This window comes from Sphingobium sp. TomMM35A, assembly GCF_054771735.1.
Map to the genome: position 1 here is coordinate 1,084,553 of NZ_BSRC01000001.1, position 25,949 is coordinate 1,110,501.

A 25,949-nucleotide genomic window follows, 5' to 3' on the forward strand; every position below is an offset into this window, starting at 1 on the left:
TGTGGTCAGCCACGGGGGATCTCGATCACCGCCATGGTGCCCTGCCCCGGCTCCGACACCAGTTCAAGGCTGCCGCCATGCGCTTCCGCCAGTTGCTTGGCGAGGGGGAGGCCGATACCGGCCTTTTCGCCGCTTCGCGCCTGTTCAGCACGAGCCGCCGCATCGAAGATCGTGGCGCGGCGTTTCGCGCTGATGCCGGGGCCATTGTCGGATACCACCAACCGCGCTGAGGCGGTGCTCCCGTCGCCGTGCAGCAACACGCGGGCTCCCCGGCCGCTGTAGCAAACCGCGTTTTCGAGCAAATGGTCGAGCGCCTGACCGATCCGGCGGCTGTCGCCTTCCACCTGCCCCAGCGTTTCATGCAGGGAGACGGCAAGGTCGATGCCCTTCGCGATTGCCTCGCCCTTGATCCGGGCGACGCTTTCCTCTGCCAAGGCCGCGAGGTCGACAGGCGCGCGATCGATCGGCAGCGTCCCGGCTTCCCCCTGCGTCAGGTCGAGCACATTGTCGATCAGCATGGCGAGGCGATTGGTGCTCTGGAGGATGCCATCGACATACTCCTTGGCAGCATCGCTGATGCCCCCGGCATAGCCCGCGCTCATCATCTCGGCGAAGCCCGCGATGGTGGTGAGCGGCGTGCGCAATTCGTAGCTCATATTGGTGACGAATGCCGTCTTGACCCGATCGGCCTGCTCAAGCGCTTCGTTGCGGTCGCGGAGCACCTGTTCGACCCGGCGGCTATCGGTGACGTCCAGCATCGTGAAGAGCGCGTTGCCGTCCGGCAGCGGGATGGCGGCAAATTCGAAGATGCGGCCGTCCGCGAAACCGACATGGCCGACGCGCTGCTTGCGCTCCACGGTCGCCGCGCGGACCAGTTCACGGACGAGATTGGCCTGCTGTGGCTTGGCGAGGCGGGATTGAACGGCACGGAGAAGCTCGTCGATGCGCGGGTGCTGCGCCAGCAGATCTTCGGAAATGTCCCAGATCGAGCGGAAGCGGCTGTTCCAAAGCGACAAGCGGCCATCGGAAGAGAAAACGCCGATGGATTCGAAGAGATTGTCGAAGGTCGCCGTCCGGACGCGGAGCAGCGTGTCGCGGGCGCTGGAGAGTTGCACCTGCTCCGTCCGATCCTCGAAGATCAGGAGCAAGCCGCCGTCAGGCAATGGTTGCGCATAAACGCGCAAATGCGTGCCATCGGCGAGCAGCCAATTTTCCTCGCGCGGATCGGGCGAGAGGAACCAGTCACGCCGTTCCGCGCGCCAGGCGGGAAAGTCGCGATGCTCCGGCAGACGGCGGGCCTCGCGCATGCGGTCAAGCACCCGTTCGAACACCGGATGGTCGGCCAGATGTTCCTGATCAAGGCCGAATAGGCTCATGAACGGCTGGTTCCAGAAGCCCAGCGTCCGATCCGGGCCGAAACGCGCAACGCCAGCGGACAGGCGGTCGAGCAGGTCGCGCTGAGCCGCCTCAAGGCGACGATGCTCGAGGCGGGCTTGCTCAAGCTCATTCTGGTCTATGGCGAAACCGGCCACGCCCGCGTCGCCGAGCGGAACGTCGACCACCCGCATCGTGCGGCGCTCGCCATCGATGGTTGCAGGGACCATGCGCTCGACGGTGCGATCTTCGGCCAGGGCTTGTTCCGCAGCCCCCTCGGGACTGAGGCCACCGATCGCTTCCACCAGTTCTGTGCCTTGCGCGATGACATCGGCGGCGCTCGGGCCGTCCACCGCGCGAACATAGGCTGCGTTGACGAGGCTGAGGCGCATGTCAGGCGTGCGATGCCACATCGGGAATGGCGCGGCCTCCACCAAGCCGGCGAGCGCCTCCAGGGCGTCGCGCAACTGTTCGACCTTGCTCGTCAGCGCCTGGATTTCCGACTGGCTGTCGGTTGCGTCGAATATCCAGAGCACGACGCCGCCGCTTTCGGCTAGCACCGGGCCCGCAGGCGCCCCGCGAACAAGTAAGAGCCGGGATGAACCCTCACCCCGCACCGCGAGGGAAAAGCTCCGCCCCGCCCGCTGCGCTGCCGCTATTTCCTGGGCGAGAGCCGATGCGTCATCCGGCTCCAAACCCCCATCGGGCGCAGTCAACTCGGATACGAAGGCGGGAACGCGATCCTTGCCGAGCCATTTGGCGAGCCGGTCGGCGGCCTCTATCCGGCCATCGGCATGAATGATGACCGGCGCGGCCGGAGCCGAGGCGAGCAAGCTGGACAGGCGGTCATATTTGCCCTGGACCTGCGTGCCTTCACGCCGCATGCGCTGGCCGGTCGACAAGGCCCAGACGGCGGCAGCCAACCATACGGCCAGAACGATCCCCAAGATGACCGCGGCAAAGGGGGTCAATGACGTCATTGCGCCTGCTCACCCCTCATCACGACCCGCGCCCCTTCTGCATGATTATCCGGGGATTAACGCAAGTGGACGGCAGCGTGAAGCAGGGAGTTGGAAGAAATGCACGGCTGCTTGCAAGCGGCCCATTCCCTCGTCATTCCATTAGATCCCAGCTTTCGCTGGGATGACGACGTGCTAAATATTCAAAAAGGGGGAGACTTTCGCCTCCCCCTTTTTAATTTCTTAGTAGCGGTAGTGATCCGGCTTGAACGGGCCTTCCGGCGTCACGCCGATATAGGCCGCCTGCTTGGGCGTCAGCTTGGACAGCTTCACTCCGAGCTTCTCCAGGTGCAGCGCCGCGACCTTCTCGTCCAGATGCTTGGGCAGCACATAGACTTCATTCTTATACTGGTCCGACTTGGTCCACAGTTCGATCTGCGCCAGCACCTGGTTGGTGAAGGACGAGGACATGACGAAGCTGGGATGACCCGTTGCGCAGCCCAGGTTCACCAGGCGGCCCTTGGCGAGGACGATGATCTTCTTGCCATCGGGGAACTCGACCTCATCGACCTGCGGCTTGATCTCGGTCCACTTCATGTTGCTGAGGCCAGCGATTTCGATCTCGCTGTCGAAATGGCCGATGTTGGACACGATCGCCATATTCTTCATCGCGCGCATGTGATCGACTGTGATGACGGCTTCGTTTCCGGTTGCGGTCACGAAGATGTCGGCGCGCGGAGCGGCCTCTTCCATCGTCACCACTTCATAGCCTTCCATCGCGGCCTGCAGCGCGCAGATCGGATCGACTTCAGTCACCAGCACGCGGGCGCCGCCATTGCGCAGCGAAGCGGCGGAACCCTTGCCGACATCGCCGAAGCCCGCGACGCACGCGACCTTGCCCGCGAGCATAACGTCGGTGGCGCGGCGGATAGCGTCGACCAGCGATTCCTTGCAGCCATAAAGATTGTCGAACTTCGACTTGGTGACGCTGTCGTTGACGTTGATCGCCGGGAAGGGCAGCTTGCCCTTCTTCGCCAGTTCATACAGGCGGTGAACGCCGGTGGTGGTCTCTTCCGAAACGCCCTTGACCGCAGCGACGGTCTTGGTCAGGTAGCCCGGACGTTCGGCCAGGAAGCGCTTCAGCGTCGCGACGAAGATTTCCTCTTCCTCATTGCCGGGCGTGAACAGTTCTTCGCCAGCTTCGACACGCGCGCCCCACAGCGCGAACATGGTGGCGTCGCCGCCATCGTCCAGGATCATGTTGCAGGTCGTGTCACCCCAATCGAAGATGCGGATGACATAGTCCCAATATTCTTCCAGCGTCTCGCCCTTGACGGCGAAGACGGGAATGCCGCGCGCGGCGATGGCGGCGGCGGCATGGTCCTGCGTCGAGAAGATGTTGCACGAAGCCCAGCGGATTTCGGCGCCGAGGTCAGCCAGCGTCTCGATGAGCACAGCGGTCTGGATCGTCATGTGCAGCGACCCGGTGATGCGCGCGCCCTTCAGCGGCTTGGCCGCGCCGAACTCGTCGCGCAGCGCCATGAGGCCGGGCATTTCGGTTTCGGCGATCTCGATTTCCTTGCGGCCGAACGCGGCAAGGTTGATGTCGGCGATCACATAGTCCTGCGCCTGGGTGGCGGGTGCTGTGGCCACGAGCGTGTCTCCATCGGTTTAGAATGTGCCGAAGCCGCTCGCATGACGAGACGGCGGCGATGGCCTGCGCTTTACCAATCGCCGCCGTTGATGGCAACTCAATATAAAGTTTTCTTTATGTCACTCTTCGCCGCTGCGAGAGGCGACCGCGACCCTAGTCTCGAAGTCGTCGGCAGATTGCTCCGCTTCCCGGCCCGCGATCGCCATGACGACATCGCAGCGCGCGCCCGAAAGATGCGGCGTAGTACCGGCAGCATCCGACAGCTCAAGCAGCGCCGCGCGAGTGGCGGGGAGCGCATTGGCCGCATCAGTGATCGACTGAAGGTCGCGACAGGCGAGCCCTTCCGCTCCAGCGCCATAGACATTGGCAAGACTGGTCACATAATTGTCGTAGGCCCCAAGCGCGCCAATCGGTCCAGCAACGGAACGGAAATGTTCGCGAAGCTCATCATTGACCTGCGTCAGCGCGTCACGCTTTTCCCTGATGAAGCGATTATAGTCAGCCAGGAAGTTGCTGCCGGTGGAGCGGCAACGCAGTGCCGACACCATCAGCATCATTTCGAAATCCCGGATTTGCGCCGCCTCTACCGCAACCTTCTTCCAGCAAGGCGCGGCGCTGGCGGGCGCGAGCGGCATCGCTGCGGCAATCACTGCCGCGACAAACTTCTTCATGACTTGAACCCCCGAGCAAATTCCCGAGGATGAAGGTGCGCCTGCGCGCTTGCCGCATTGTAAATGAAGGCAGTTACCGGGAATTTACCTGGAACCGTTCAGTTTCGATGTAGAAACAAGCCCTGTTCCGCGCCATCGTTGCGCAGCTGAACCGGAAAAATATTCCTGGGATCTTTAGGCGTGCTCAGGCCGAACCAGCGCCGCTTACCAGATGAGACGCATCGACTCCGGCTGCGGCATAGGCGGCCGCCCATTTCTTTTCAGCCGGAACGTCAAACAATATGTCCGCGCTGCAGGTTGCCGGAAACCAGCTTTCGCCGGTCATTTCCTGGTCCAGCTGCCCGGCGCCCCATCCCGCATAGCCAAGCGCGACGATATAGCGGCTGGGACCGGTCCCTTCCGCGATCGCCTTCAAAATCTCGAGCGATCCGGAGAGTCCCCAGTCGGCACCTACCTCGACCATGTCATGCCCCTTCCAGTCCAGGGAATGCAGTACAAAGCCACGGCGCGGTTCAACCGGCCCGCCGCGCAGCACCGGCATGTCGGGGACATTGGCAGGGTCGATGTCGAAGCTTTCGAGAAGCTCATGCAGGCCCACCCCCTCGATCTCATCGCCGACCGCGATGCCTAGGGCGCCATTTTCACCATGGACGCAAATGGCGATCACCGAATGATCGAAGCGCATGTCTTCCATACCCGGCAGAGCGAGCAGGAACTGGCCGGCATAGGAGCGAAGCTGATCCATGAGATGAATATACGCTGCCCGCCAGCTTTTCCAATGGCAGGCTGTCGCTCATCGGGGGCGATGCGGCACGTTGGGAGCCTTGACACAGGACCTGCAAGCGCCGACCTCCCGCTCCATCAACGGCAGGAGACAGGATATGACCATCGCTAAAGGGGATCGCATCCCCGCCACCACCTTTGCCAAGATGACGGAAAATGGGCCCGAGCAGGTGTCTTCCGACGAATTTTTCAAAGGCCGGACGGTAGCACTCTTCTCCGTTCCGGGCGCCTTCACGCCGACCTGCTCGGCCAAGCATCTGCCCGGCTTTGTGGAAAAAGCAGATGCGCTGAAGCAGAAGGGCGTGGACGAGATCGCCTGCACCGCCGTCAATGATGCGTTCGTCATGGGCGCTTGGGGCAAGTCAGCAGGAGCCGATGATAAGGTGACCATGCTGGCGGATGGCAATGGCGACTTCGTCAAGGCAGCGGGCCTGACGATGGACGGCAGCAAGTTCGGCATGGGTACGCGAGGCCAGCGCTTTTCCATGATCGTCAAGGATGGCGTGGTGACGGAACTGAATGTCGAGGCGCCCGGCGAGTTCAAGCTTTCCTCGGCCGATCATCTGCTGGAGCAGCTTTGACCTAGGCTGCCGCGCGACGATGATCCGGTCGCGCGGCAACCCGCCTTCCCACCGTCACATTAGTGCGGTAGCAAGGTTCGATGACGAAAAGCATCGGCAGCGCAGCGGTCGCGCAACTCGACCGGATCTATCAGACGTCAATCGGCAACCTGCGCGACGCCATGCAGGCCTATGCCCGCGATGGCAGCGTGCCTCCGCCCGAAGCAAGAACCGACCGGCGTTTCTGCTATCCTGAACTGCGCATCACCCATCATGCCGAAACCGATGCGCCGCCGCCCGGGCGGTCCTTTGCCCGCCTGTCCAAGCCCGGCCTCTATGTCACGACAGTAACCCGGCCGGAGATGTTCGGCGATTATCTGGCCGAGCAGATCGACCTGCTGGTGCGCGATTATGGGGTCGAGGTGGAGACCGCTCTCAGCCATCAACTGATCCCATTCCCCTATGTGCTGGATGGGCTGGACATCAGCGCCCTGGACGGAACGCCTCCGACGGAACTGGCGCGGCATTTCCCCGCCACTGAACTGGCGGAGATCGGGGATGAGATTGCCGATGGGCTGTTTACCCCGAACGCAATGGGACAAAGGCCGCTGGCGCTGTTCGACGGGCTGCGCACCGATTTCTCGCTCGCGCGGCTCAAACATTATACCGGAACGCCGCCGGAGCATATCCAACGCTACATTCTGTTCACCAATTATCACCGTTATGTCGATGAGTTCGTGGCATGGGCCTGCGCCGAGCTTCAGCGGGACGGCACGCCCTATACTGCGCTCTCTGGCGCGGGCGGCGTTTATGTAACGCGGGAGACCGCCGATCCCGCGCGGATGATTGCGGACAGTGCCTGGCGCAAGCATCAGATGCCCGCCTATCACCTGATCGCGCCCAACCGCAGCGGCATCACGCTGGTCAATATCGGCGTCGGCCCGGCCAATGCGAAGACGATCTGCGACCATCTGGCAGTGCTACGGCCGGAAGCCTGGTTGATGATCGGCCATTGCGGCGGACTGCGCCCCAGTCAGCGGATCGGCGACTATGTCCTCGCCCACGCTTATCTGCGCGATGACAAGGTGCTGGACGAGATGCTGCCGCCGGAAATTCCGGTGCCAGCGATCGCCGAGGTTCAGGTCGCCCTGGCCAAGTCCGCAGAAGCCGTGCTCGGCGGCAGTGGCGGCGAGGATTTCAAGCGCAGGCTACGGACCGGAACCGTGGTGACTACTGACGACCGAAACTGGGAACTGCGCTATTCCAGTTCAGCGCTGCGCTTCAGCCTGTCGCGCGCGGTGGGGATCGACATGGAGTCCGCGACCATCGCGGCTCAGGGCTATCGCTTCCGTGTTCCTTACGGAACATTGCTCTGCGTGTCGGACAAGCCGATCCACGGCGAACTCAAGCTGCCGGGCCAGGCGAACCGCTTCTATGAGGAAGCGATCGCCGGGCACTTGAGGATCGGCCTGATGACGTGCGAACTGCTGCGGCAGGAAGGGCCCAAACTGCACAGCCGCAAGTTGCGGGCGTTCAACGAGCCGCCATTCCGGTGATCGGTTGGCGGTCGGTCAGGAGGTCAGGAACTCCACCATTGCCTGTCCCAGTTCCTTCTTCGTGACCGCAGCCATGTGATTGCCCGGTATCTCGACGTAACGAGCGTTAGGAAGCGTATCGACGAGTTCCTGTGCAATGCCGTTATCCTGATCATCGACGCCGCAGATGACTTCGGTGGGCTGCGTAAAGGTCGCGATCGTCTCGGCCGACGTGTCCACGAAGGTGTTCAGGATATGCAGCAACGCGACTGGATCGCCCTTCGTCGTCTTCAGGAAGGCTTCGGTCATCCATTCGGACGTGCCGCGCTCGAACGTGCCGAGATTGGTGAGAACATTGCGATAATAGCCGCCCTTGTCGAGCGTGTTGACTAGTCCACGCAGGCCCATGCCGGCAAGGATCACCCGGCGCGGGGTCGCGCCTCGCGCCAGCATCCGCACCGTGGTCCGCGCGCCGAGCGAATAGCCGCCTAGATCATAATCAGTGAGGCCAAGCTGGTCGATAACAGCCAGATTGTCCTCCGTCAGGGCGTCGGGCGGATAGGCGGCAGGATCATGTGGTTTGCCGCTTTCGCCATGGCCACGAAGGTCCGGCATGATCAATCGAAAACCCGCCTCCACAAGCCGCGCGGCATGGCCGTAACGCACCCAGTTGGTCCAGGCGTTGGAGAAATAGCCGTGGATCAAAACAAGATCGCGCCCCTCCCCGGCAATATGGACGGCGATGGGAAGACCGCCCAGCCCTTCGACTTCCACTTTCTTCAGTTCAAGGTCGGTCATCATCATTCTCTTGCTGTGTGGCGATGCTCGATATGGCCTTGATGCCGCATTGTCGACGCCGGCGCAGGCTTAGTATCAGCAGCGTAATGAATGCTCCTGCCTGAGCGGCGGCCATATCCTTTTGCGGATCCCAGACGTCGCCTTGCTGACCATTATACCAGTCAGCCGTTTCTCCTTCGGCCACCAGCGTCAGCAGCCATTCGAAGCTTTCGTAAAGCGCACTGATGAAGCCGATGGTGACGAAACCGAAAGCGAGGCTCCAGCCAACAGCCACGCCGCCCTGTCGCCTTGCAATCTGTGCCAATGGATAGGTGAGCAGCAGCCCGAAGGCGAAATGGACAAACCGGTCATAGCCATTACGCTGCCACCCGAATGTACTCGAAAGATCATGGCCGGTCAGGCCAAGCGCCCAGTCGTCATAAGGCACATAGGAATAGATATAGCGCCCGCCCAATGTGTGCAGGAGCAGGAACAGGAAAATGCAGGCGACTGCCCCGTTCGTCATCGGCCAGCGACGCAAGAGCCATGGCGCGGCGAGCGCAAGGGCCATGGTCGGCCCATGCTGTAATGGTGCGAGTTCGGGAAATGGCTGATTGATCTGGGCGGCGGCGACGGCGCCGACCAGCAGCAGGATCATCCGGCGCTGCGCTATCGGAAGGCTTTTCCAAATAGCGGCAGCGCCGGACGTCATCAGTTGGCCTCAGCCCTTCTTCAGGTGACGGCGGCCCAGCAGTTCGGCGATCTGAACGGCGTTGAGCGCCGCGCCCTTGCGCAGATTGTCGCTGACGCACCAGAGCGAGAGGCCATTGTCGATGGTCGAGTCTTCGCGAACGCGGCTGACGAAGGTCGCATAGTCACCCACGCACTCGACCGGCGTGACGTAACCGCCATCCTCACGCTTGTCGACGAGCATCACGCCCGGCGCTTCCCGCAGGATGTCCTGCGCTTCCTTGGCCGAAATCTCGTTCTCAAACTCGATGTTCAGCGCCTCGGAATGGCCGACGAACACGGGCACGCGGACGCAGGTCGCCGTGACCTTCACCTTGGGATCGAGGATCTTCTTGGTTTCCGCGACCATCTTCCACTCTTCCTTGGTGGAGCCATCCTCCAGGAAAACGTCGATGTGCGGGATCACGTTGAAGGCGATCTGCTTGGTGAACTTCTTGGGCTCGGCCGGATCGCCGACGAAGATGTTGCGCGACTGTTCGAACAGCTCGTCCATGCCTTCCTTGCCCGCGCCTGACACGGACTGGTAGGTCGCGACAACGACGCGCTTGATCTTCGCTGCGTCGTGCAGGGGCTTCAGCGCAACGACCATCTGCGCGGTCGAGCAGTTCGGGTTCGCGATGATGTTCTTCTTCGTATAGCCGTCGATGGCGTCCGGGTTCACTTCGGGCACAATCAGCGGCACGTCCGGGTCCATGCGGTAGAGCGAGCTATTGTCGATCACCACGCAGCCAGCGGCCGCCGCCTTGGGCGCGTATTCAGCCGTCGGGCCGGAGCCCGCGGCGAACAGGGCGATGTCCCAGCCGGTAAAATCGAAATGCTGGATATTCTGGCATTTGAGCGTCTTGCCAGTGTCACCGAAATCGATTTCGGTGCCCTGCGACCGGGGCGATGCGACCGCCGCGATCTCGTCAATAGGGAACTCGCGCTCGGCGAGAATGGTCAGCATTTCGCGGCCCACATTGCCCGTGGCACCAACGACGACGACCTTGTAACCCATGACTAAAGACTCCACTCCATGCAAAATTGCGCAAGGGCGCGCCATAGCGTTGTCCCGCCAATTGTCCAGCATGAAGGAGCTTTGGGCGCCGATAGCCTTTATTTGTCCGGCTACGGTTCTTCGGGCGCGGCTCCATTGCGGCGGAGGAAATCCTCGATCGAGCGCCACAGGTGGACACTGATGCCGGGGCCACCGACGCGATGCGTCTGGCCGGGATAGACCATCATCTCGAAGGGAATAGCGGCGCTCTGCATCCGGGCCATCAAGGCGGTGGCGTTGTCGAACACGACATTGTCGTCCGACATGCCATGGATCAGCAACATCGGGTCCTTGATCTTGATGGCATCCTCGACCGCTCCTGATGCCGGATAGGCGCTCGGCCGGTCCTGCGGCTTGCCCAAGTAGCGCTCGGTATAATGGGTGTCGTAAAGCTCCCAGCGGGTTACAGGCGCACCCGCGATCGCAGCTGAGAAGAGCCCGGGCGCCTTTTTTAAAAGCTTGACCGACAAATAGCCGCCATAGGACCAGCCATAGGTGGCGATCCGCTTCGGATCGACATAGGGCTGCGCTTTCAGCCATTCGACCCCCTTCAACTGGTCGTTGATCTCCACCGTCCCCATGGCGCGGTACAGCTGATCCTCGAACGCCTTGCCGCGATCCGGCGTCCCTCGGTTATCGATCGCGAAGACGATCCAGCCACGGTCCACCAGATATTGGTAGATGGGCGATCCCCATTGATTGGTGACCACCCTCCCCGCTCCCGGTCCACCATAGTGAAGCATGAAGACAGGGTATCGCTTGCCCGGCTCCAGCGGTGGCGTCATGATCCGGGTGTAGAGCGTTGACCCGTCCGCCGCCCTGATCGTGCCAAAACGCGTCTTCGCATGACTGGCGAGATAAGGGGCGTAGGGGTGATCCCCTGTCAGGGCATTCTCGGACAGCCAGCGGATCTGCTTGCCATTGCTATCGGCGAGATAGACCTGCTTGGGCTGGTCCGTATTGCTGCGGGAGATGACAAGATGCGTCGCGCCGCTGTCCATCACCGCGTCGTTCCACCAGCCATTGCCTGTCAACTGCCGCAGCGCGCCCTTGCCTGATAGGGAAGCAACATAAAGCTGCTGCTCCAGAGGCGTTTCGCGATTGCCCGTAAAATAGACGGTGCCTTGCCGCTCATCCACCGCGACCACGTCTCGCACTTCCCAGGCACCGCTGGTGAGGGCTGCCCACTTACCGCCGCGGACATGATAGAGATGACCATGCCCGCTTTTCTCCGACCACCACAGGAAGCTACCATCACTCAGCGGCCTGAAATTGTTGCTTAGGTTGATCCAACTTTTCGCGCGTTCGGTGAGGACGATCCTTGATTTGCCCGTCGCTGGATCGACCGCCAGCAGATCGAGCCGCTTCTGGTCACGGCTTTGCCTTTGGACGTAGAGCGTCCGGCCGTCTTTCGACCAATCGACCCGTGCGAGATAGATGTCGCTGTCGTCGCCCAGGTCGACCTTCACTTGTCCACGGCGATCCGGCCGCATGACATAGAGATCGACCAGCGCATTGGGCGTGCCTGCCGCAGGATAGCGTTGCTGATAGGCCTTCGTGCCCTCGCCACCGATCGCCGTCCGGGTGACGATGCCGACCGGACCTTCATCCACGCGCGCGACCGCTATCAACTGATCGTCCGGCGACCACCAATAGCCGGTCCTGCGATCCATTTCTTCCTGCGCCACGAACTCGGCCACACCCCAGTTGACCGTTTCGCTGGCGCCTTGCGTCACCTGCCGTTCCTCCCCGCCGATCGTCTGGACGAACAGGTTGCCGTCCCGCACGAAGGAGACGAAGCCCCCCTTGGGACTGACGACGCCGTTCAGTTCACTGGCCGGACTGTTGGTGAGACGTGTGACCTGGCCATCGAGCGAAGCGAGGTAAAGATCGCCATCCACCGGAACGAGGATGCTCTTGCCATTGGGAGCCCAGTCATAGGTCGCGATCCCCGTGCTGCCAGCGGTGGAGCGGTCCCGCTCACGCTGCATCTTTTCCGCTTCGGAAAGCTCCGCGCCGCTGCCGGTCTTCCTTGAATCCACCAGCATGCGCTCCGCCCCGGTCGCGCTGTCGATGGCCCAGAGGTCCAGCCGTTCCTTCTCGTCCGTGCGAGGCTTGAGTAGAGTGACAAGCTTGCCATCCGGGGAGAGCTTCAATGCTCGCGGCTGAGAGCCGGAAAGGTCCGGATTTGCGAAGACGCGCTCCAGCGTCAGTTGCTGTTTTGCCGACGCCGGAACCGCAGCGCTTGCAAGCAGTGCCAAAACGGCTGCGCTGCCCTTCAACAAAGAGGACATCCTTATCCTTTCGCCTCGGCCAAGGCGGCCGAATATACCGCCGCGAGTTAACGCGGAGCAGATGAAAAGATCAATCTAGGGACATAATATTTCTCACCATGACCTAGGGAGATCATGGTGGGCGCGACAGGGATTGAACCTGTGACCCCACCCGTGTGAAGGGTGTGCTCTACCGCTGAGCTACGCGCCCCTGATAAGGAGGATGCGGCCATTGGCATCGGCCAACGCTCCTGTCAAGACAGCCATCGCAGAGAGGCGCAAATTGCGCATATTGCCTTTTCGGCATCAGATTTTAGTAGCTGGAACAATAAAGGGAGCGACTATCGATGCGTCAGACCATTGCCCTCATGATTACAGGGCTCCTTCTCACCTCATTGGCGGCATGCAACACGGTCAAGGGCGTTGGCCGCGACATTGAATCGGTCGGCCGGGCCGGTGAAAGGGCGATGTAGGACCAGGCGGCCTTCCCTTGCCGACGATTATTGAAGGACGCGGCCTACCATGGCCGCGCTTCTTTCCAGCTTGACACCGTCGCAATCCGGCTCGCCACAATCGCAAGCTGCGATGGTGTAGCGCACGCCGCACATCACCAGAATGTCATGGTCGAACATATAGTTGGAAATCCCCGCTCGTTCGACCTTCTCCCGCGCTCTGGCCTTTAGAGACATGCGAAATTTCCTTCCATTCACCGTCCAGACATGATCTTTGCGGCTCTGCACAAAGTCAATTGAACGGGATTGGTTCCTGAACCGATTGCCATAAATCCGTCCAGAAAATGACACGGCCCAGCGCCTCCGGCTACTATGCTTGCGCGGTAGCCCATTCGATCCCATATGCCGCGACATGAACGACCAACGCTCAAGCAGCATGCCGGTCTGGCATGGCACCACCATCATGTCCGTGCGAAAAAATGGAAAGGTTATCGTGGCTGGGGACGGCCAGGTCTCCATGGGTCAAACGGTGATGAAGCCCAACGCGCGCAAAGTCCGCCGCTTGCACGACGGTTCTGTCATCGGCGGATTTGCGGGGGCGACGGCTGACGCCTTTACCTTGTTTGAGCGGCTTGAAGCGAAGCTGGAGCGCCATAATGGGCAGCTTATGCGCGCTGCCGTCGAGCTGGCGAAGGATTGGCGGACCGATAAATATCTGCGCAATCTGGAAGCGATGATGATCGTCGCGGACAAGGAAGTCACGCTGATCCTGACCGGCAATGGCGACGTACTGGAACCGATCGGCGGCGTGGCGGCGATCGGGTCAGGCGGCAATTTCGCGCTCGCAGCAGCCCGCGCTCTTGTTGAATATGAGGAAGATGCAGAGACCCTCGCGCGCAAGGCGATGGCCGTGGCGGCTGACATCTGCGTCTACACCAATGACCAGCTGGTGGTCGAGGAACTGGCGAGCGTGACATGATGTGAAGCCCCTCCCGCAAGCGGGAGGGGTTGGGGTGGGCGTTCCCCCTATCCCGAAAAGTTGAAGCCGATTACTTTCGCAATCGTCCACCCCCGGCCCTTCCCCCTTGCGGGAGGGGAGTGAGAAGAAGATGAACGACAATCTGACACCCAAGGCCATTGTTTCCGCTCTCGACGCGCACATCATCGGCCAGGCCGACGCCAAGCGCGCTGTGGCCGTCGCCCTGCGCAATCGCTGGCGCCGGCAGCGCCTGTCGCCCGATCTGCGTGACGAGGTGACGCCCAAGAACATCCTCATGATCGGCCCCACCGGCTGCGGCAAGACAGAGATCAGCCGCCGCCTCGCCAAGCTGGCGGACGCGCCGTTCGTGAAGGTCGAAGCGACGAAGTTCACCGAAGTCGGCTATGTCGGCCGCGACGTGGAGCAGATCGTCCGCGATCTGGTCGAGGAAGCGGTGCGTTTGGAAAAGGACCGCCGCCGCGAAGCCGTGCGGGAAGCTGCATCGGAGGCCGCGATGAACCGCCTGCTCGACGCCCTCACCGGCAAGGAAGCGAGCGAAGCGACCCGCCTCTCCTTCCGCCAGCGGATCGAGAACGACCAGATGAACGATGTCGAGGTCGAGGTGGAAGTCGCCGACAGCCCTTCCATGCCGATGGAGATACCCGGCATGGGCGGCCAGGTCGGCATGATCAACCTAAGCGACATGATGTCCAAGGCGTTCGGTCAGACCCAGAAGAAGCGCCGCAAGCTGCGCGTCGCCGATGCATGGGACAAGCTGGTCGAGGAAGAACAGGACAAGCGGCTTGATCAAGACGATGTCGCCCGCGTGGCGATTGTCAGTGCTGAGCAGAATGGGATCGTCTTCCTGGATGAGATCGACAAGATTGCCGTTAGCGACGTGCGCGGCGGGTCAGTGAGCCGCGAGGGCGTGCAGCGCGACCTCTTGCCGTTGATCGAGGGCACCACGGTATCGACCAAATATGGGCCGCTGAAGACGGACCACATCCTGTTCATCGCATCGGGCGCTTTCCATGTGGCGAAACCCAGTGACCTGCTGCCGGAGCTTCAGGGCCGCCTGCCTATCCGTGTTGAATTGAAGGCGCTGACGGAAGATGATTTCGTTTCCATCCTGTCGGACACGAAGGCCAGCCTTGTTGCGCAATATCGCGCGCTGCTGGCGACCGAGGGCGTGACGATCGACCTTACGGCGGACGGCATTCGCGCGGTGGCAAAGATCGCTGCGGAAGTGAACAGCGAGGTCGAAAATATCGGTGCCCGCCGTTTGCAGACCGTGATGGAAAAGCTGCTGGAAGATGTGAGCTTCGACGCTGAGGACCGCCAGGGCGAAACGCTGGTGATCGACGCGGCCTATGTAGGGAAGCAGCTGAACGACGTGGCGCGCAACACCGACCTCAGCAAATATGTGCTGTAATCACTCCCCTCCCGCAAGCGGGAGGGGCTGGGGGTGGGCGCGAGCGTAGCGAGTTCCTTCGGAGGCCCTGCCTCTTGATCCCCTCCCGCTTGCGGGAGGGGATATCTATTAGTAGCTGCGCCCCACGAGCACTCGCTCCACCGCTTTGTCACCGGTGAAGACGCAAGCCCCGTCAGCCGCCTCGGCATCCAGCGGAACGTTGCGCAGCGTGAGCTTCTCGCCCTTCAGCCACTCGATCACCTTGTCGAGAGCCGGACCCGTGGGCTTGGCCCATTGCACCAGCGCCCATCCCTGCTTCTTGCTCGCGGCAAAATAGGCCTTCAGGGCATCCAGGGATGTGATCGACTTATCGATGTTCCCGTGCAGCCGCGCCTGAGCATCCGCGAACAGCGCCTGCTGGATCTCCTCCAGCATTCCAGGCGCGGCGGCCAGGAAGTCGCTCTTTGCAACGATCTGGCTATCGAGCTTGCCATCCTCCCGATACAGCCGGTCGCGGCGCAGCACGGACACGTTGCCACCCGCAACATCGCGGCCGCCCACTTCGATCACGATCGGCGCGCCTTTCTTGACCCAGCCCCAGCGCTTGTTCGCCGCCTTGGCAGGCCGCTTGTCCAGAAGCGCGCGGACAGGCTCACGGAATACATCCTGCTTGTTCAACGCTGCGACCAAATCGCCACAATAATCCAGGATCGCAGCATCCTCGTCATTGTCGCGCAGCATTGGCACCACCACCACTTGATAAGGCGCGAGGCGCGGCGGCACGCGCAACCCGTCATCATCGCCATGCACCATGATGAGGCCGCCGATCATGCGGGTCGACATGCCCCAGCTGGTCGTCTGGGCCAGCTCCTGTTGCCCTTCCGCATTCTGGAACTTGATGCTCTGCGCCTGGGAGAAGGTGGTGCCCAGGAAATGCGACGTGCCAGCCTGAAGCGCTTTGCCATCCTGCATCATCGCTTCGATCGAATAGGTCGCAACGGCGCCGGGGAAGCGTTCATTCTCCGGCTTCTCGCCAGCCACCACCGGCAGCGCGACGCATTCCTCCGCGAAGCTGCGATAGACCTCCAGCATCTTCATCGTCTCTTCCATCGCCTCATCGACGGTGGCGTGCGCCGTATGCCCTTCCTGCCAGAGAAACTCGGCGGTCCGCAGGAACATGCGGGTGCGCATTTCCCAGCGGACCACATTGGCCCACTGGTTGATCAGCACCGGCAGGTCGCGCCAGCTTTGTACCCAGCGGGAAAATGCTGCGCCGATCACCGTTTCCGACGTCGGACGAACCACCAGCGGCTCCTCCAGCTTCGCGTCCGGATCGGGCACCAGCTTGCCGTCCTTCTGGATCAGGCGGTGATGCGTGACGACCGCCATTTCCTTGGCGAAGCCGTCCACATGCTCCGCTTCCTTTTCAAAATAGGAAAGCGGGATGAAGAGGGGGAAATAGCAGTTTTCGTGGCCGGTCGCCTTGATCCGCTCGTCGAGCAGCTTCTGGATGCGTTCCCAGATGCCATAGCCCCAAGGCCGGATGACCATGCTGCCGCGCACGCCGCTTTCCTCGGCCATGTCGGCTTCGGAGATGACGGCCTGATACCAGGCGGCGAAATCCTGTTCACGGGTAACGGAAAGGGCGTGCTTCACGGGTCAGGCCTTGTTCTTCGACTTGAAAGGATGGCGCGCCATAAGGCAAGCGCGCCGTCCCGTCGACCCCGAACGCGCTGCTCAGCCCAGCTTGTCGATCTTCGCATTGAGGGCGGAGAGCTGCGCCTTCAGATCCGCGATCTCATCGTCCTTGCTGCTTTCGGAAGCGGCTGGCGCGGGAGCGACAGCACCGGGCATACCCGGCATACCTGGCATGTTGGGCATGCCGGGAACCTTGCCGAATGCGTTGGCGGCCGCTTCGAACATCTGCATGTTGCGCTTGGCGATTTCCGCGAGCGGACCGCCACCAAAGGCGCCCTTCATCGCTTCCTGAAACTGCATCTGGTTCTTCCGGAACGCGTCCATCGACGCTTCCAGATATTGCGGGACCATCGACTGCATGGAATCGCCATACATGGCGATCAGCTGCCGCAGGAAGTTGACGGGCAGCATGTTCTTGCCCCGCTGCTCTTCCTCCATGATGATCTGCGTCAAGACATTATGCGTGATGTCCTCACCCGTTTTTGCGTCCACGACCACGAACTCGCGCCCCTCACGAGTCATTTGCGACAGCAAATCCAATGTGATGTAACTCGACGTTTCCGTGTTATAGAGACGCCTGTTCGCATATTTCTTGATGATGACCGGCTCTGATTCATTGGCGGTCTTGGTTTTGGCCATGGATTCCTCTCCCACACCTGCACTTTCCGCATTAGCACAAGGGGTTGCCGCACCGCAACATGGCCCACGCCCATTGCCCTTGTTTCTCGACATTTTATGGCGTGAAACGGAAGGCAATGCTGATTTGCGGCGTGCGGCCTTTCAGGGGTTGCGCAAATATCAGGAAGCCCAAAGGCCTCCGTCGCCCCCCGCGCCATCAGTCTTTGCTGCGGCAGGAAGTGCCAGATTGCTGCGTTACGGCGCAGATAGCGGCAAGGCGCCGGTGATCTTCATACCATCGCTTATCAACCCTCCGCAGGTGCTGGACCTGTCGGAGGGACGATCCATGTTGCGCCACATGGCTGCAGCAGGACATGACGCTTACCTCATCGATTGGGGCAGTCCCGGCACAGAGGATGCAAAGCTGGGCCTGGCAGAGCATGTTACCGAGCGCCTGATCCCGATGCTGAAGTCACTCCCCCACCCGCCGATCCTGGTAGGATACTGCCTTGGCGGCAGCCTGGCGCTTGGCGCCGCGGCCCTGGCCGATGTCGAAGCAGTCGCCACCATCGCTGCGCCTTGGCAGTTCGACCGCTTCCCCGACGCGGATCGCGACCTTATCGCGTCGCTTTGGCGGGGCGCCAAGGCGACAAGCGAGCGTCTTGGCTATGTGCCGATGGAGGTGCTACAATCGGGTTTTTGGGCGATGGACCCAGCACGCACCATCCGCAAATATGCTGCTTTTGCTGAAATGGAGCCCGGCTCCGAGGCCGAGCGCGCATTTCTGGCGGTCGAAGATTGGGCAAATGGCGGCCCGCCACTGACATTCGCGGCGGGAGAGGAATTGTTCGAAAGCTTCTATGGAAGCAATCTTACAGGACGTGGCGAATGGCAGATCGATGGGAAGAAAATCGATCTGGCGGGCCTTGGACGCCCCACATTTTCCGTCCGGTCGGCCACTGACCGGATCGTCCCCGCCACCGCAGCACCCGACCTTGCGGACGGCTTCACCCTCCAACTTGGCCATGTCGGCATGATCGTCGGCAGCAGCGCCCGCCAGCTGCTTTGGGAGCCCTTGTCCCTTTGGCTTTCAACGCACGGGGGTTGATGATATTGCGGCGCGGAACCGCCCTTTTCATCAAGGATCAGGATTGTGTCAGACATCGTCATCACCGCCGCCAAGCGTACTGCCGTGGGCAGCTTCATGGGTGCCTTCGGCACGACGCCAGCACATGAATTGGGACGCACCGCCATCGTTGCGGCGCTGAGCCAGGCTGGTGTGGCGCCCGAAGAGGTGGATGAGGTTATCCTCGGCCAAATCCTGACGGCCGCTCAGGGTCAGAACCCTGCGCGTCAAGCTGCGGTGAACGCAGGCATTCCGGTGGAGCGGACGGCGATCGGTCTCAACCAGCTGTGTGGATCGGGTTTGCGTGCCGTGGCGCTGGCTGCACAAGCGATCAAGGCGGGCGATGCCCGGATCATGGTGGCAGGCGGACAGGAAAGCATGTCGCTCGCCCCACACGCCCAATATCTGCGGGCTGGCGCGAAGATGGGCCCGATCTCGCTGATCGACACGATGACGCATGATGGCCTGACGGACGCGTTCAACAATTATCACATGGGCGTCACGGCGGAAAATCTGGCGGAGAAATATCAGATCAGCCGCGAGACGCAGGACCAGTTTGCCGTAGCCAGCCAGAACAAGGCCGAAGCCGCGCGTGCGTCCGGCCGGTTCAAGGATGAAATCGTTCCCGTCACTGTGAAGGGACGAAAGGGCGATACTGTCGTCGATGCGGACGAATATATCCGCGCTGGCGCAACGCTCGAAGCGATGCAGAGTTTGCGACCCGCGTTCAAGAAGGATGGCACGGTCACTGCGGGTAATGCCAGTGGCATCAATGACGGTGCTGCCGCGCTGGTTCTCATGACCGCAGCCGATGCCGCTCAGCGCGGCGCCACCATTCTGGGCCGCATCGCCAGCTTTGCGACCTGCGGCGTCGATCCCGCAATCATGGGCATCGGCCCCGCTCCGGCAACCCGCAATGCTCTGACCAAGGCGGGCTGGTCACTTGGCGACCTCGACCTGATCGAAGCCAATGAAGCCTTCGCCGCGCAGGCTCTCGCGGTCGGTCAGGAACTGGGATGGGACGCCGGCAAGGTCAATGTGAATGGCGGCGCAATCGCCATCGGCCATCCGGTGGGCGCGTCCGGCGCCCGGGTGCTGACCACGCTGCTGTATGAGATGCAGAAGCGCGATGCGAAGAAGGGACTTGCAACCTTGTGCGTCGGGGGCGGCATGGGCGTCGCCATGTGCATCGAACGTTGAATTGAAATAAGGCCGCCGATGTACTTACGGCTAATCCTCGGGGTAGCGCTCAACACGCGGTAGTTCGTGTGCAGCGCCCATCCACGGCAATGCCTCTGCCCATTGCACGTGGATGACGGGTGGAAACAGAGAGGGGTCATCCAAAGTCGAAGTTTGGATATCGACCATCCCGGGAAAACTTTTCAAATTCCGGTAGAAAAGGCCGGTGCCGCAATTGCCGCAGAAGTGCCGTGTCGCGTCTTCAGAAGATCGGTACAGCCTCGGCTCACCAACGACCTTCAGATTTGCCTCGGCAAAGAGCGCCCAACCAACCATAGGCGCTCCGGCACTGCGGCGGCAGTCGCTGCAATGGCAAATAGCGCTGTAGATTGGTTCCCCCTCTACCTCGTAATGGATTGATCCACAGCGGCATCGTCCCCTGGCCATGGCATTTCCCCTTGCATGATTCGCCTTTTGTTCTCATAGATCGATGGCCGCTGCAAGGGGCTGCCCTTGCTCACCCTTCCCATGCTCCCTAGTTGTTGAACATGACCGTCCCCGCTCCCTCGCCCGATGATCCACCTTATCTTCAGGGCCTCAATGAACCTCAGCGGGAGGCTGTGCTTACGACCGAAGGGCCGGTCCTCGTGCTGGCAGGTGCAGGAACGGGCAAGACCGCTGCGCTGACCGCGCGGCTTGCTCATCTTGTCGCTACGCGTCGTGCTTACCCGTCCGAGATTCTGGCGGTGACGTTCACCAACAAGGCCGCAAGAGAAATGCGCGAGCGCGTCGGACGCATGATAGGTCCTGCGGTCGAGGGGATGCCGTGGCTTGGGACCTTCCACGCGATTGCGGCGAAGATGCTGCGCCGGCATGCGGAATTGGTGGGGCTTCAGCCCAATTTCACCATCCTTGATACCGACGATCAACTCCGCCTGATGAAGCAATTGATCCAAGCAGAAGGCATCGATGAAAAGCGATGGCCCGCGCGGCAGTTGGGCGGCCTGATCGACCAATGGAAGAATAAGGGACTAACGCCGGAAGAAATTGGTGCCAGCGACAGTGAAACTTATGCGAATGGACGTGGCCAGAAGCTTTACGTAGCTTACCAGGCCCGGCTTCGTGACGTGAACGCCTGCGATTTTGGCGACCTGCTGCTCCACGTGCTGACGATCCTGAAGCGCCATCGTGATGTGCTGGAAAGCTATCAGCAACGGTTCCGCTACATCATGGTCGATGAATATCAGGACACTAACAGCAGCCAATATCTGTGGCTCCGCCTGCTCGCTCAACAGCGCAAGAATATTTGCTGCGTGGGCGACGATGACCAGTCCATCTATTCGTGGCGAGGTGCCGAAGTCGCCAACATCCTGCGGTTCGAGAAAGATTTTCCCGGTGCCAAGATCGTTCGTCTGGAGCAGAATTACCGATCGACGCCTCATATTCTCGGCGCCGCTTCCGGAGTGATTGCCGAAAATGGCAACCGGTTGGGGAAGACGCTTTGGACCGATATCGACGTCGGAGAAAAGGTTCGTGTCATCGGCGTCTGGGACGGTCCAGAGGAAGCTCGCCGCGTAGGCGACGAGATCGAATCGCTGGAGCGTTCCGGGCAGTCGCTCGATGATGTGGCTATCCTGGTTCGCGCACAGCATCAGACTCGCGAGTTTGAAGACCGCTTTATCCAGATCGGCCTCGCCTATCGTATTGTGGGCGGATTCCGTTTCTACGAGCGTGCCGAAATCCGTGATGCGCTTGCCTATCTGCGTCTAGTCAATCAGCCGGCTGACGATTTGGCATTCGAGCGGATCGTTAACGTTCCCAAAAGAGGCCTTGGCGACAAGGCGCTGGAGAAGCTCCACCGATTGGCAAGGGCGGAAGGCATTCCTTTGGCGCTGGCGGCTGCGCGCATCCTGGACACCGATGAATTGACACCTCAGGCGCGCCGAAGCCTGGGATCTTTCATAGGAGACCTTGCACGTTGGCGTGACAGGGCGGCTCAGTTGCCCCATGCCGAACTGGCGCGCCAGATACTCGACGAAAGCGGTTATACGGCGATGCTTCAAGCGGAGCGTACAGCCGAAAGTGCGGGCCGCCTTGAAAACCTGAACGAGCTTACCCGCGCGATGGAGGAGTATGAAACGCTTGGCGCGTTTCTAGAGCACGTATCACTGGTCATGGACAATGATGCGCAAGCCGAAGAACGCAAGGTCACGATCATGACCATACACGCGGCAAAGGGGCTCGAGTTCGACACTGTATTCCTGGGAGGCTGGGAAGAAGGAATTTTCCCGTCCCAGCGCGCGCTCGACGAAGGCGGGCTCAACAGCCTCGAAGAGGAACGCCGGCTCGCCTATGTCGCGATCACGCGCGCTCGAAAGATGTGCATCATTCTGCATGCTGCCAACCGGCGTATATATGGCCAGTGGACCAGTTCTATCCCGTCCCGCTTCGTCGGCGAACTGCCGCCTGAGCATGTCGAGGAAGAAAGCAGCATGACTGGCGGAGCGTCATTATGGCGCGCCAACTGGTCTGAGCGTGCCGACCCCTTCTCCAATGTCCAACGTGGCAACGGCCGCGGCCCGGGTTGGCAACGTGCGCAACAAGGCGGTCAATTCAATCGCGAACCTGTTCGGATCGTGGAAGCCCGAGCATCTGCCATCTCACTCGGCAACAAGGGTCGGGATGACATGCAGCTGGGTTTACGCGTTTTTCATCAGAAATTCGGTTACGGAACCGTTGCCGAAATCGAGGGCAATAAGCTGGAAATCGACTTTGAGACAGCGGGCCGCAAGCGCGTCATGGACAGCTTCGTGCAGCCCGCCTGAGGTTGAGGGTTAGAGGTGCGGCATAACAAATGCGGCCGTACGCACAGTCAATCGCCTGATCTCCATGCCATCGGTTTGCGAAATAAATGGGGATTTGGTGGAGCCTAGCGGGATCGAACCGCTGACCTCCTGCATGCCATGCAGGCGCTCTCCCAGCTGAGCTAAGGCCCCATTTCAATGCAGAATAGGCTGCATCCGTGAAAAAGGCTATGCCGGCTTTCCGGACAGCCATCATTCTTCGACCCCAAACCCAAGCTTCAGCATATCAAACTAGGCCGATAAACGCCGCTGCTCGGAAATTGGTGGAGCCTAGCGGGATCGAACCGCTGACCTCCTGCATGCCATGCAGGCGCTCTCCCAGCTGAGCTAAGGCCCCTTCCAATGTCGGCGCTGTTTGGGTCCAGCGCCTCGGAGGTCGCTGCCATTAGGAGGCAGCAACTTCCTTGGCAAGCAGAAAATTACTTAATTGTCGTCGTCGCCGTCGTCACCCGCGGCATCGACGCCGAGGTCGTCGTCACCGCCGAGATCAACGTCATTATCCGGTGAGTCGCCGTCATCATCGACGTCCAGATCCAGATCCAGATCGTCATCCGCCGACTCCAGTTCGCCATCGGCAGTCTCGATGACCTTCTTGGGTGCTTCCTCGTAAGGCAGCGGCTGCTTCGACTTAAGAACGGGCTCGGGTTCCCAGGCAGTGTTGCAGTTGATGCAGATGACCGGGTCGTCCTTGCCCAGGTCATAGAAGCGCGTGGCGCATTTCGGGCAGGTACGCTTCGTGCCCCATTCAGCCTTGACCATGTCCGGCCTTGTCCTTCTTACGAGTGCTTCAACGAATATCACGCGGCACGACCATGTCGCCCGCGAAGCGACGGGCGCCTTGCCATAGCAGAACCGCGCTGTCAAAAGCCGGGCGCGATTTTTCAGTTCCCTGCCAAACGGATTGACCCTTGACCTCTTCTTCCGATCATCCGCTCCCGATGACCTTCACCGGCGCACCACCTCTTTCAGGCAGCGTGACTGTACCGGGTGACAAGAGCATCTCGCATCGCTCGCTCATGCTTTCCGCCTTGTCGGTTGGAGAAAGCCGGGTCGAGGGACTGTTGGAGGGTGAAGATGTGCTGGCCACGGCTGCCGCAATGCGTGCTATGGGTGCGCAGATCAACCGGGATAGCGATGGCATCTGGCACATCAAGGGCGTAGGGGTCGGCGGGTTGCTGCAACCCCAGACAGCCCTGGACATGGGCAACAGCGGCACATCGACCCGGCTGCTGATGGGCTTGATAGCAAGTCATGCCATCACCGCGACCTTCACAGGTGATGCATCGCTCAGCAAGCGTCCGATGGGACGTGTAACTGAACCTCTGTCCCGCATGGGTGCCAGTTTCACGTCAAGCCCCGGAGACCGGCTGCCTCTGACGATGCGCGGCGCCTGCCCGGCCGTCCCGCTGGACTATCGCCTTCCGGTCGCATCCGCGCAGGTCAAGTCTGCCATCCTGCTCGCGGGCTTGAACACCCCCGGCGTGACGCGCGTGATCGAGCCGATCCCGACTCGCGATCACAGCGAACGCATGCTTAGAGGCTTTGGCGCGGAGCTGGAGGTCGAGGTCGAAGCGGATGGCACGCGTGTCATCACCTTGCGGGGCGAAGCTGAACTGCGCCCGCAGACGATCGCCGTGCCGGGCGACCCCTCTTCTGCAGCCTTCCCCATGGTCGCAGCTTTGCTTGTCCCCGGCTCCAAGGTCACGATCAGCAATGTGGGCCTCAATGCCACACGGGCAGGATTGGTCGATCTGCTGCGGGAGATGGGCGGCAATATCGTCATCGACAATCCACGAGAGGTCGGCGGCGAACCTGTCGGCGATGTCGTCGTGACAGCGTCCGACCTGAAAGGCGTTGAGCCGGATCCAGCTCGCGCACCTTCCATGATCGATGAATATCCCGTTGCCTTTATCGCAGCAGCCTTTGCCGAGGGACGCAGCATATTCCGCGGCCTTGAAGAACTCCGCGTCAAAGAGTCCGATCGCATCACCACCATGGCCGAGGGCCTTCGCGCCATCGGCGTGACCGTTGAAGAGCTGGAAGATGGCATCATCATCGAAGGCACGGGTGGCGCACTCCTGCGTGGCGGCGGTCCGATCGCCACCAAGCTCGATCACCGTATCGCGATGAGCTTCGCCGTTGCGGGACTGATATCGAAAAGCGGCGTCACCATTGACGACATGCGGCCTGTCGCCACCAGCTTTCCCGGTTTCACCGCACTACTGCAAAAGCTGGGCGCGATGCCATGACCTTTGATCTCGCCAATGTCATCGGATTGATCGGCAGTGCACTGATGGTCATCGCCTATGCTTACAGCAACATGGCGAAGATATTGAATTTTACGCTGTTCAACCTGCTCAATCTGATCGGATCGCTGCTGCTGCTATATTCGCTGACGGTGCATTTCAACATGGCGTCGTTGGCGTTGGAGGTCGTATGGGCGCTCATCGCGCTCATCGGCCTCGCCAAGGCATTGCGGAAAGGCGAAACATCATGATCATCGCCGTCGACGGCCCGGCAGCTTCAGGCAAGGGCACCATCGCCAAGGCGCTCGGGCGCCATTATCGCTTGCCGGTACTGGATACTGGCCTGTTGTATCGAGCTGTAGGCCTTGCCGTGGTAAAGACCGGCGGGGACCCCGACCATGAAGCCGATGCGCTGGCGGCCTGCTCGTTCAATGATGGCGTTCTCGCTGATCCAGCATTGCGGAGCGAAGCGATCGGCTCCCTTGCATCCCGTGTATCCGTTCATCAGAGCGTCCGCCAAGCGCTGGTGAAGCGCCAGCGTGATTTCGCTACCCAGCCCGGCGGCGCGATCCTCGACGGCCGCGACATCGGGACGGTCATTGCACCAGACGCCGATGCCAAGATCTTTGTAACAGCCAGCGTCCATGTTCGCGCGCAGCGGCGCTATGATGACGCGCTGTCGCACGGCGGCCGGCCGGACATGGACAGCCTGATTGCGGACATTCAGGCACGCGACACGCGCGACATGAGCAGGGACCATGCTCCGCTGCGAATGGCCGATGGAGCGGACTTGCTCGACACCAGCAATTTGACTATAGACGCCGCCGTCCAGCAAGCCATTGCACTGGTGGACGCCCAGTTGGAACGTCGGCGAAAGGTCTGACGCGATGACGGGTGCTTGGGAATACCAGGCGCCCTTTTCGCTTATCTGCGGGGCGTCACTCGTCATGGCCGAATGGATGTTCACGCGGCAATCCGGCTGCGTGGGCTGTTTGGCCTGAAAG

General features: G+C 61.2%; 24 protein-coding genes and 3 tRNA genes. 11 read left to right on the forward strand and 16 right to left on the reverse strand.

Going from position 1 to position 25,949, the window contains the following annotated elements; translation table 11 throughout:
- Positions 1-5: 5 nt before the first annotated feature.
- From ACYU8T_RS05330 to ACYU8T_RS05345, 4 genes are all read right to left on the reverse strand, one after another.
- Positions 6-2,354: a PAS domain-containing sensor histidine kinase gene (locus ACYU8T_RS05330; RefSeq protein WP_461158744.1), complete on the reverse strand. Its 2,349-nt coding sequence runs from the start codon at positions 2,352-2,354 to the stop codon at positions 6-8.
- 222 nt (positions 2,355-2,576) lie between these two features.
- Positions 2,577-3,986: an adenosylhomocysteinase gene (gene ahcY / locus ACYU8T_RS05335; RefSeq protein WP_461158745.1), complete on the reverse strand. Its 1,410-nt coding sequence runs from the start codon at positions 3,984-3,986 to the stop codon at positions 2,577-2,579.
- Positions 3,987-4,106: 120 nt separating this feature from the next.
- The gene (locus ACYU8T_RS05340; RefSeq protein WP_461158746.1) at positions 4,107-4,658 is read right to left on the reverse strand and encodes a hypothetical protein; all 552 of its coding nucleotides are present in this window, start codon (positions 4,656-4,658) and stop codon (positions 4,107-4,109) included.
- A 184-nt stretch (positions 4,659-4,842) separates the two neighbouring features.
- Positions 4,843-5,403 carry a YqgE/AlgH family protein gene (locus ACYU8T_RS05345; protein ID WP_461158747.1) on the reverse strand — a complete coding sequence of 187 codons (561 nt, stop codon included), beginning with the start codon at positions 5,401-5,403 and terminating at the stop codon, positions 4,843-4,845.
- 136 nt (positions 5,404-5,539) lie between these two features.
- Between ACYU8T_RS05345 and ACYU8T_RS05350 the strand changes: the two genes are divergently transcribed.
- Together ACYU8T_RS05350 and ACYU8T_RS05355 are read left to right on the forward strand one after the other, a co-directional pair.
- A complete protein-coding gene (locus tag ACYU8T_RS05350) occupies positions 5,540-6,022 on the forward strand; it encodes a redoxin family protein (RefSeq protein WP_461158748.1) in 483 nt (160 codons plus the stop codon).
- An 80-nt stretch (positions 6,023-6,102) separates the two neighbouring features.
- Positions 6,103-7,557: an AMP nucleosidase gene (locus ACYU8T_RS05355; protein ID WP_097091535.1), complete on the forward strand. Its 1,455-nt coding sequence runs from the start codon at positions 6,103-6,105 to the stop codon at positions 7,555-7,557.
- Between the two features lie 15 nt (positions 7,558-7,572).
- Here the strand turns inward: ACYU8T_RS05355 and ACYU8T_RS05360 are convergent, their stop codons facing one another.
- The 5 genes from ACYU8T_RS05360 to ACYU8T_RS05380 all read right to left on the reverse strand — a co-directional run bounded on the left by ACYU8T_RS05360 (position 7,573) and on the right by ACYU8T_RS05380 (position 12,583).
- Positions 7,573-8,334 (reverse strand): alpha/beta fold hydrolase, encoded by a 762-nt coding sequence (locus ACYU8T_RS05360; protein ID WP_461158749.1) that lies wholly within the window; start codon positions 8,332-8,334, stop codon positions 7,573-7,575.
- Entirely contained in the window at positions 8,321-9,025 is a 705-nt protein-coding gene (locus ACYU8T_RS05365) for a DUF2238 domain-containing protein (RefSeq protein ID WP_461158750.1), read from the reverse strand. Before ACYU8T_RS05365 ends, ACYU8T_RS05360 begins: the two co-directional genes overlap by 14 nt.
- 9 nt (positions 9,026-9,034) lie before the next feature.
- Positions 9,035-10,060, reverse strand: coding sequence for an aspartate-semialdehyde dehydrogenase (locus ACYU8T_RS05370; protein WP_097091533.1), 1,026 nt, complete (start codon positions 10,058-10,060; stop codon positions 9,035-9,037).
- Positions 10,061-10,170: 110 nt separating this feature from the next.
- A complete protein-coding gene (locus ACYU8T_RS05375; RefSeq protein ID WP_461158751.1) occupies positions 10,171-12,393 on the reverse strand; it encodes a S9 family peptidase in 2,223 nt (740 codons plus the stop codon).
- A 115-nt stretch (positions 12,394-12,508) separates the two neighbouring features.
- Positions 12,509-12,583: transfer RNA gene (locus ACYU8T_RS05380), tRNA-Val, on the reverse strand.
- 136 nt (positions 12,584-12,719) lie between these two features.
- Between ACYU8T_RS05380 and ACYU8T_RS05385 the strand changes: the two genes are divergently transcribed.
- Positions 12,720-12,845, forward strand: a complete 126-nt coding sequence (locus tag ACYU8T_RS05385; protein ID WP_097091531.1) for an entericidin A/B family lipoprotein — start codon at positions 12,720-12,722, stop codon at positions 12,843-12,845.
- Between the two features lie 27 nt (positions 12,846-12,872).
- Here ACYU8T_RS05385 and ACYU8T_RS05390 read toward each other — a convergent pair whose 3' ends face one another.
- Complete coding sequence (locus tag ACYU8T_RS05390) at positions 12,873-13,061, reverse strand: hypothetical protein (RefSeq protein WP_097091530.1); 189 nt, start codon at positions 13,059-13,061, stop codon at positions 12,873-12,875.
- A gap of 175 nt (positions 13,062-13,236) precedes the next feature.
- Here ACYU8T_RS05390 and hslV point away from each other — a divergent pair, with 175 nt between their 5' ends.
- Both hslV and hslU read left to right on the forward strand, forming a co-directional pair.
- Positions 13,237-13,803 (forward strand): ATP-dependent protease subunit HslV, encoded by a 567-nt coding sequence (hslV, locus tag ACYU8T_RS05395; protein WP_097091529.1) that lies wholly within the window; start codon positions 13,237-13,239, stop codon positions 13,801-13,803.
- A gap of 130 nt (positions 13,804-13,933) precedes the next feature.
- Positions 13,934-15,235 (forward strand): ATP-dependent protease ATPase subunit HslU, encoded by a 1,302-nt coding sequence (gene hslU, locus ACYU8T_RS05400; protein WP_201513896.1) that lies wholly within the window; start codon positions 13,934-13,936, stop codon positions 15,233-15,235.
- 108 nt (positions 15,236-15,343) lie between these two features.
- On the opposite strand, the gene proS is transcribed toward hslU, so the two are convergent.
- Positions 15,344-16,870 carry a proline--tRNA ligase gene (gene proS / locus ACYU8T_RS05405; protein ID WP_461158752.1) on the reverse strand — a complete coding sequence of 509 codons (1,527 nt, stop codon included), beginning with the start codon at positions 16,868-16,870 and terminating at the stop codon, positions 15,344-15,346.
- A gap of 81 nt (positions 16,871-16,951) precedes the next feature.
- Positions 16,952-17,551: a polyhydroxyalkanoate synthesis repressor PhaR gene (phaR, locus tag ACYU8T_RS05410; protein ID WP_097091526.1), complete on the reverse strand. Its 600-nt coding sequence runs from the start codon at positions 17,549-17,551 to the stop codon at positions 16,952-16,954.
- On the opposite strand from phaR, the gene ACYU8T_RS05415 reads away from it, so the two are divergent.
- Entirely contained in the window at positions 17,550-18,638 is a 1,089-nt protein-coding gene (locus ACYU8T_RS05415) for an alpha/beta fold hydrolase (protein WP_461158753.1), read from the forward strand. The two genes, phaR and ACYU8T_RS05415, sit on opposite strands and share 2 nt — an antisense overlap.
- A 45-nt stretch (positions 18,639-18,683) precedes the next feature.
- Positions 18,684-19,856: an acetyl-CoA C-acetyltransferase gene (locus ACYU8T_RS05420; RefSeq protein WP_461158754.1), complete on the forward strand. Its 1,173-nt coding sequence runs from the start codon at positions 18,684-18,686 to the stop codon at positions 19,854-19,856.
- Positions 19,857-19,886: 30 nt separating this feature from the next.
- Here ACYU8T_RS05420 and ACYU8T_RS05425 read toward each other — a convergent pair whose 3' ends face one another.
- Positions 19,887-20,282: a GFA family protein gene (locus ACYU8T_RS05425; RefSeq protein ID WP_461158755.1), complete on the reverse strand. Its 396-nt coding sequence runs from the start codon at positions 20,280-20,282 to the stop codon at positions 19,887-19,889.
- 101 nt (positions 20,283-20,383) lie between these two features.
- Here ACYU8T_RS05425 and ACYU8T_RS05430 point away from each other — a divergent pair, with 101 nt between their 5' ends.
- Entirely contained in the window at positions 20,384-22,660 is a 2,277-nt protein-coding gene (locus ACYU8T_RS05430; RefSeq protein ID WP_461158756.1) for an ATP-dependent helicase, read from the forward strand.
- A gap of 95 nt (positions 22,661-22,755) precedes the next feature.
- On the opposite strand, the gene ACYU8T_RS05435 is transcribed toward ACYU8T_RS05430, so the two are convergent.
- The 3 genes from ACYU8T_RS05435 to ACYU8T_RS05445 form a co-directional block, all read right to left on the reverse strand.
- A tRNA-Ala gene (locus tag ACYU8T_RS05435) sits at positions 22,756-22,831 on the reverse strand.
- A gap of 129 nt (positions 22,832-22,960) precedes the next feature.
- Positions 22,961-23,036, reverse strand: a tRNA-Ala gene (locus tag ACYU8T_RS05440).
- Positions 23,037-23,122: 86 nt separating this feature from the next.
- Positions 23,123-23,458 (reverse strand): TIGR02300 family protein, encoded by a 336-nt coding sequence (locus ACYU8T_RS05445; RefSeq protein ID WP_097091601.1) that lies wholly within the window; start codon positions 23,456-23,458, stop codon positions 23,123-23,125.
- A 149-nt stretch (positions 23,459-23,607) separates the two neighbouring features.
- Here ACYU8T_RS05445 and aroA point away from each other — a divergent pair, with 149 nt between their 5' ends.
- Genes aroA through cmk form a run of 3 tightly spaced genes read left to right on the forward strand, consistent with a single transcriptional unit; the run spans position 23,608 to position 25,828 of the window.
- Positions 23,608-24,948: a 3-phosphoshikimate 1-carboxyvinyltransferase gene (aroA, locus tag ACYU8T_RS05450; RefSeq protein WP_461158757.1), complete on the forward strand. Its 1,341-nt coding sequence runs from the start codon at positions 23,608-23,610 to the stop codon at positions 24,946-24,948.
- The gene (locus ACYU8T_RS05455; RefSeq protein WP_461158758.1) at positions 24,945-25,196 is read left to right on the forward strand and encodes a CBU_0592 family membrane protein; all 252 of its coding nucleotides are present in this window, start codon (positions 24,945-24,947) and stop codon (positions 25,194-25,196) included. The genes aroA and ACYU8T_RS05455 overlap by 4 nt, the downstream gene beginning before the upstream one ends.
- Entirely contained in the window at positions 25,193-25,828 is a 636-nt protein-coding gene (gene cmk, locus ACYU8T_RS05460; protein WP_461158759.1) for a (d)CMP kinase, read from the forward strand. Before ACYU8T_RS05455 ends, cmk begins: the two co-directional genes overlap by 4 nt.
- Positions 25,829-25,949 lie beyond the last annotated feature (121 nt).

Excerpts from the sequence above, each read along its gene's own strand:
- ACYU8T_RS05330 (WP_461158744.1), bottom strand. The coding sequence starts at position 2,354 with ATGACGTCATTGACCCCCTTTGCCGCGGTCATCTTGGGGATCGTTCTG.
- ACYU8T_RS05340 (WP_461158746.1), bottom strand. The coding sequence starts at position 4,658 with ATGAAGAAGTTTGTCGCGGCAGTGATTGCCGCAGCGATGCCGCTCGCG.
- ACYU8T_RS05345 (WP_461158747.1), bottom strand. The coding sequence starts at position 5,403 with ATGGATCAGCTTCGCTCCTATGCCGGCCAGTTCCTGCTCGCTCTGCCG.
- ACYU8T_RS05350 (WP_461158748.1), top strand. The coding sequence starts at position 5,540 with ATGACCATCGCTAAAGGGGATCGCATCCCCGCCACCACCTTTGCCAAG.
- ACYU8T_RS05355 (WP_097091535.1), top strand. The coding sequence starts at position 6,103 with ATGACGAAAAGCATCGGCAGCGCAGCGGTCGCGCAACTCGACCGGATC.
- ACYU8T_RS05360 (WP_461158749.1), bottom strand. The coding sequence starts at position 8,334 with ATGACCGACCTTGAACTGAAGAAAGTGGAAGTCGAAGGGCTGGGCGGT.
- ACYU8T_RS05365 (WP_461158750.1), bottom strand. The coding sequence starts at position 9,025 with ATGACGTCCGGCGCTGCCGCTATTTGGAAAAGCCTTCCGATAGCGCAG.
- ACYU8T_RS05370 (WP_097091533.1), bottom strand. The coding sequence starts at position 10,060 with ATGGGTTACAAGGTCGTCGTCGTTGGTGCCACGGGCAATGTGGGCCGC.
- ACYU8T_RS05375 (WP_461158751.1), bottom strand. The coding sequence starts at position 12,393 with ATGTCCTCTTTGTTGAAGGGCAGCGCAGCCGTTTTGGCACTGCTTGCA.
- ACYU8T_RS05385 (WP_097091531.1), top strand. The coding sequence starts at position 12,720 with ATGCGTCAGACCATTGCCCTCATGATTACAGGGCTCCTTCTCACCTCA.
- ACYU8T_RS05390 (WP_097091530.1), bottom strand. The coding sequence starts at position 13,061 with ATGTCTCTAAAGGCCAGAGCGCGGGAGAAGGTCGAACGAGCGGGGATT.
- hslV (WP_097091529.1), top strand. The coding sequence starts at position 13,237 with ATGAACGACCAACGCTCAAGCAGCATGCCGGTCTGGCATGGCACCACC.
- hslU (WP_201513896.1), top strand. The coding sequence starts at position 13,934 with ATGAACGACAATCTGACACCCAAGGCCATTGTTTCCGCTCTCGACGCG.
- ACYU8T_RS05415 (WP_461158753.1), top strand. The coding sequence starts at position 17,550 with ATGGATTCCTCTCCCACACCTGCACTTTCCGCATTAGCACAAGGGGTT.
- phaR (WP_097091526.1), bottom strand. The coding sequence starts at position 17,551 with ATGGCCAAAACCAAGACCGCCAATGAATCAGAGCCGGTCATCATCAAG.
- ACYU8T_RS05425 (WP_461158755.1), bottom strand. The coding sequence starts at position 20,282 with ATGGCCAGGGGACGATGCCGCTGTGGATCAATCCATTACGAGGTAGAG.
- ACYU8T_RS05430 (WP_461158756.1), top strand. The coding sequence starts at position 20,384 with ATGACCGTCCCCGCTCCCTCGCCCGATGATCCACCTTATCTTCAGGGC.
- ACYU8T_RS05445 (WP_097091601.1), bottom strand. The coding sequence starts at position 23,458 with ATGGTCAAGGCTGAATGGGGCACGAAGCGTACCTGCCCGAAATGCGCC.
- ACYU8T_RS05455 (WP_461158758.1), top strand. The coding sequence starts at position 24,945 with ATGACCTTTGATCTCGCCAATGTCATCGGATTGATCGGCAGTGCACTG.
- cmk (WP_461158759.1), top strand. The coding sequence starts at position 25,193 with ATGATCATCGCCGTCGACGGCCCGGCAGCTTCAGGCAAGGGCACCATC.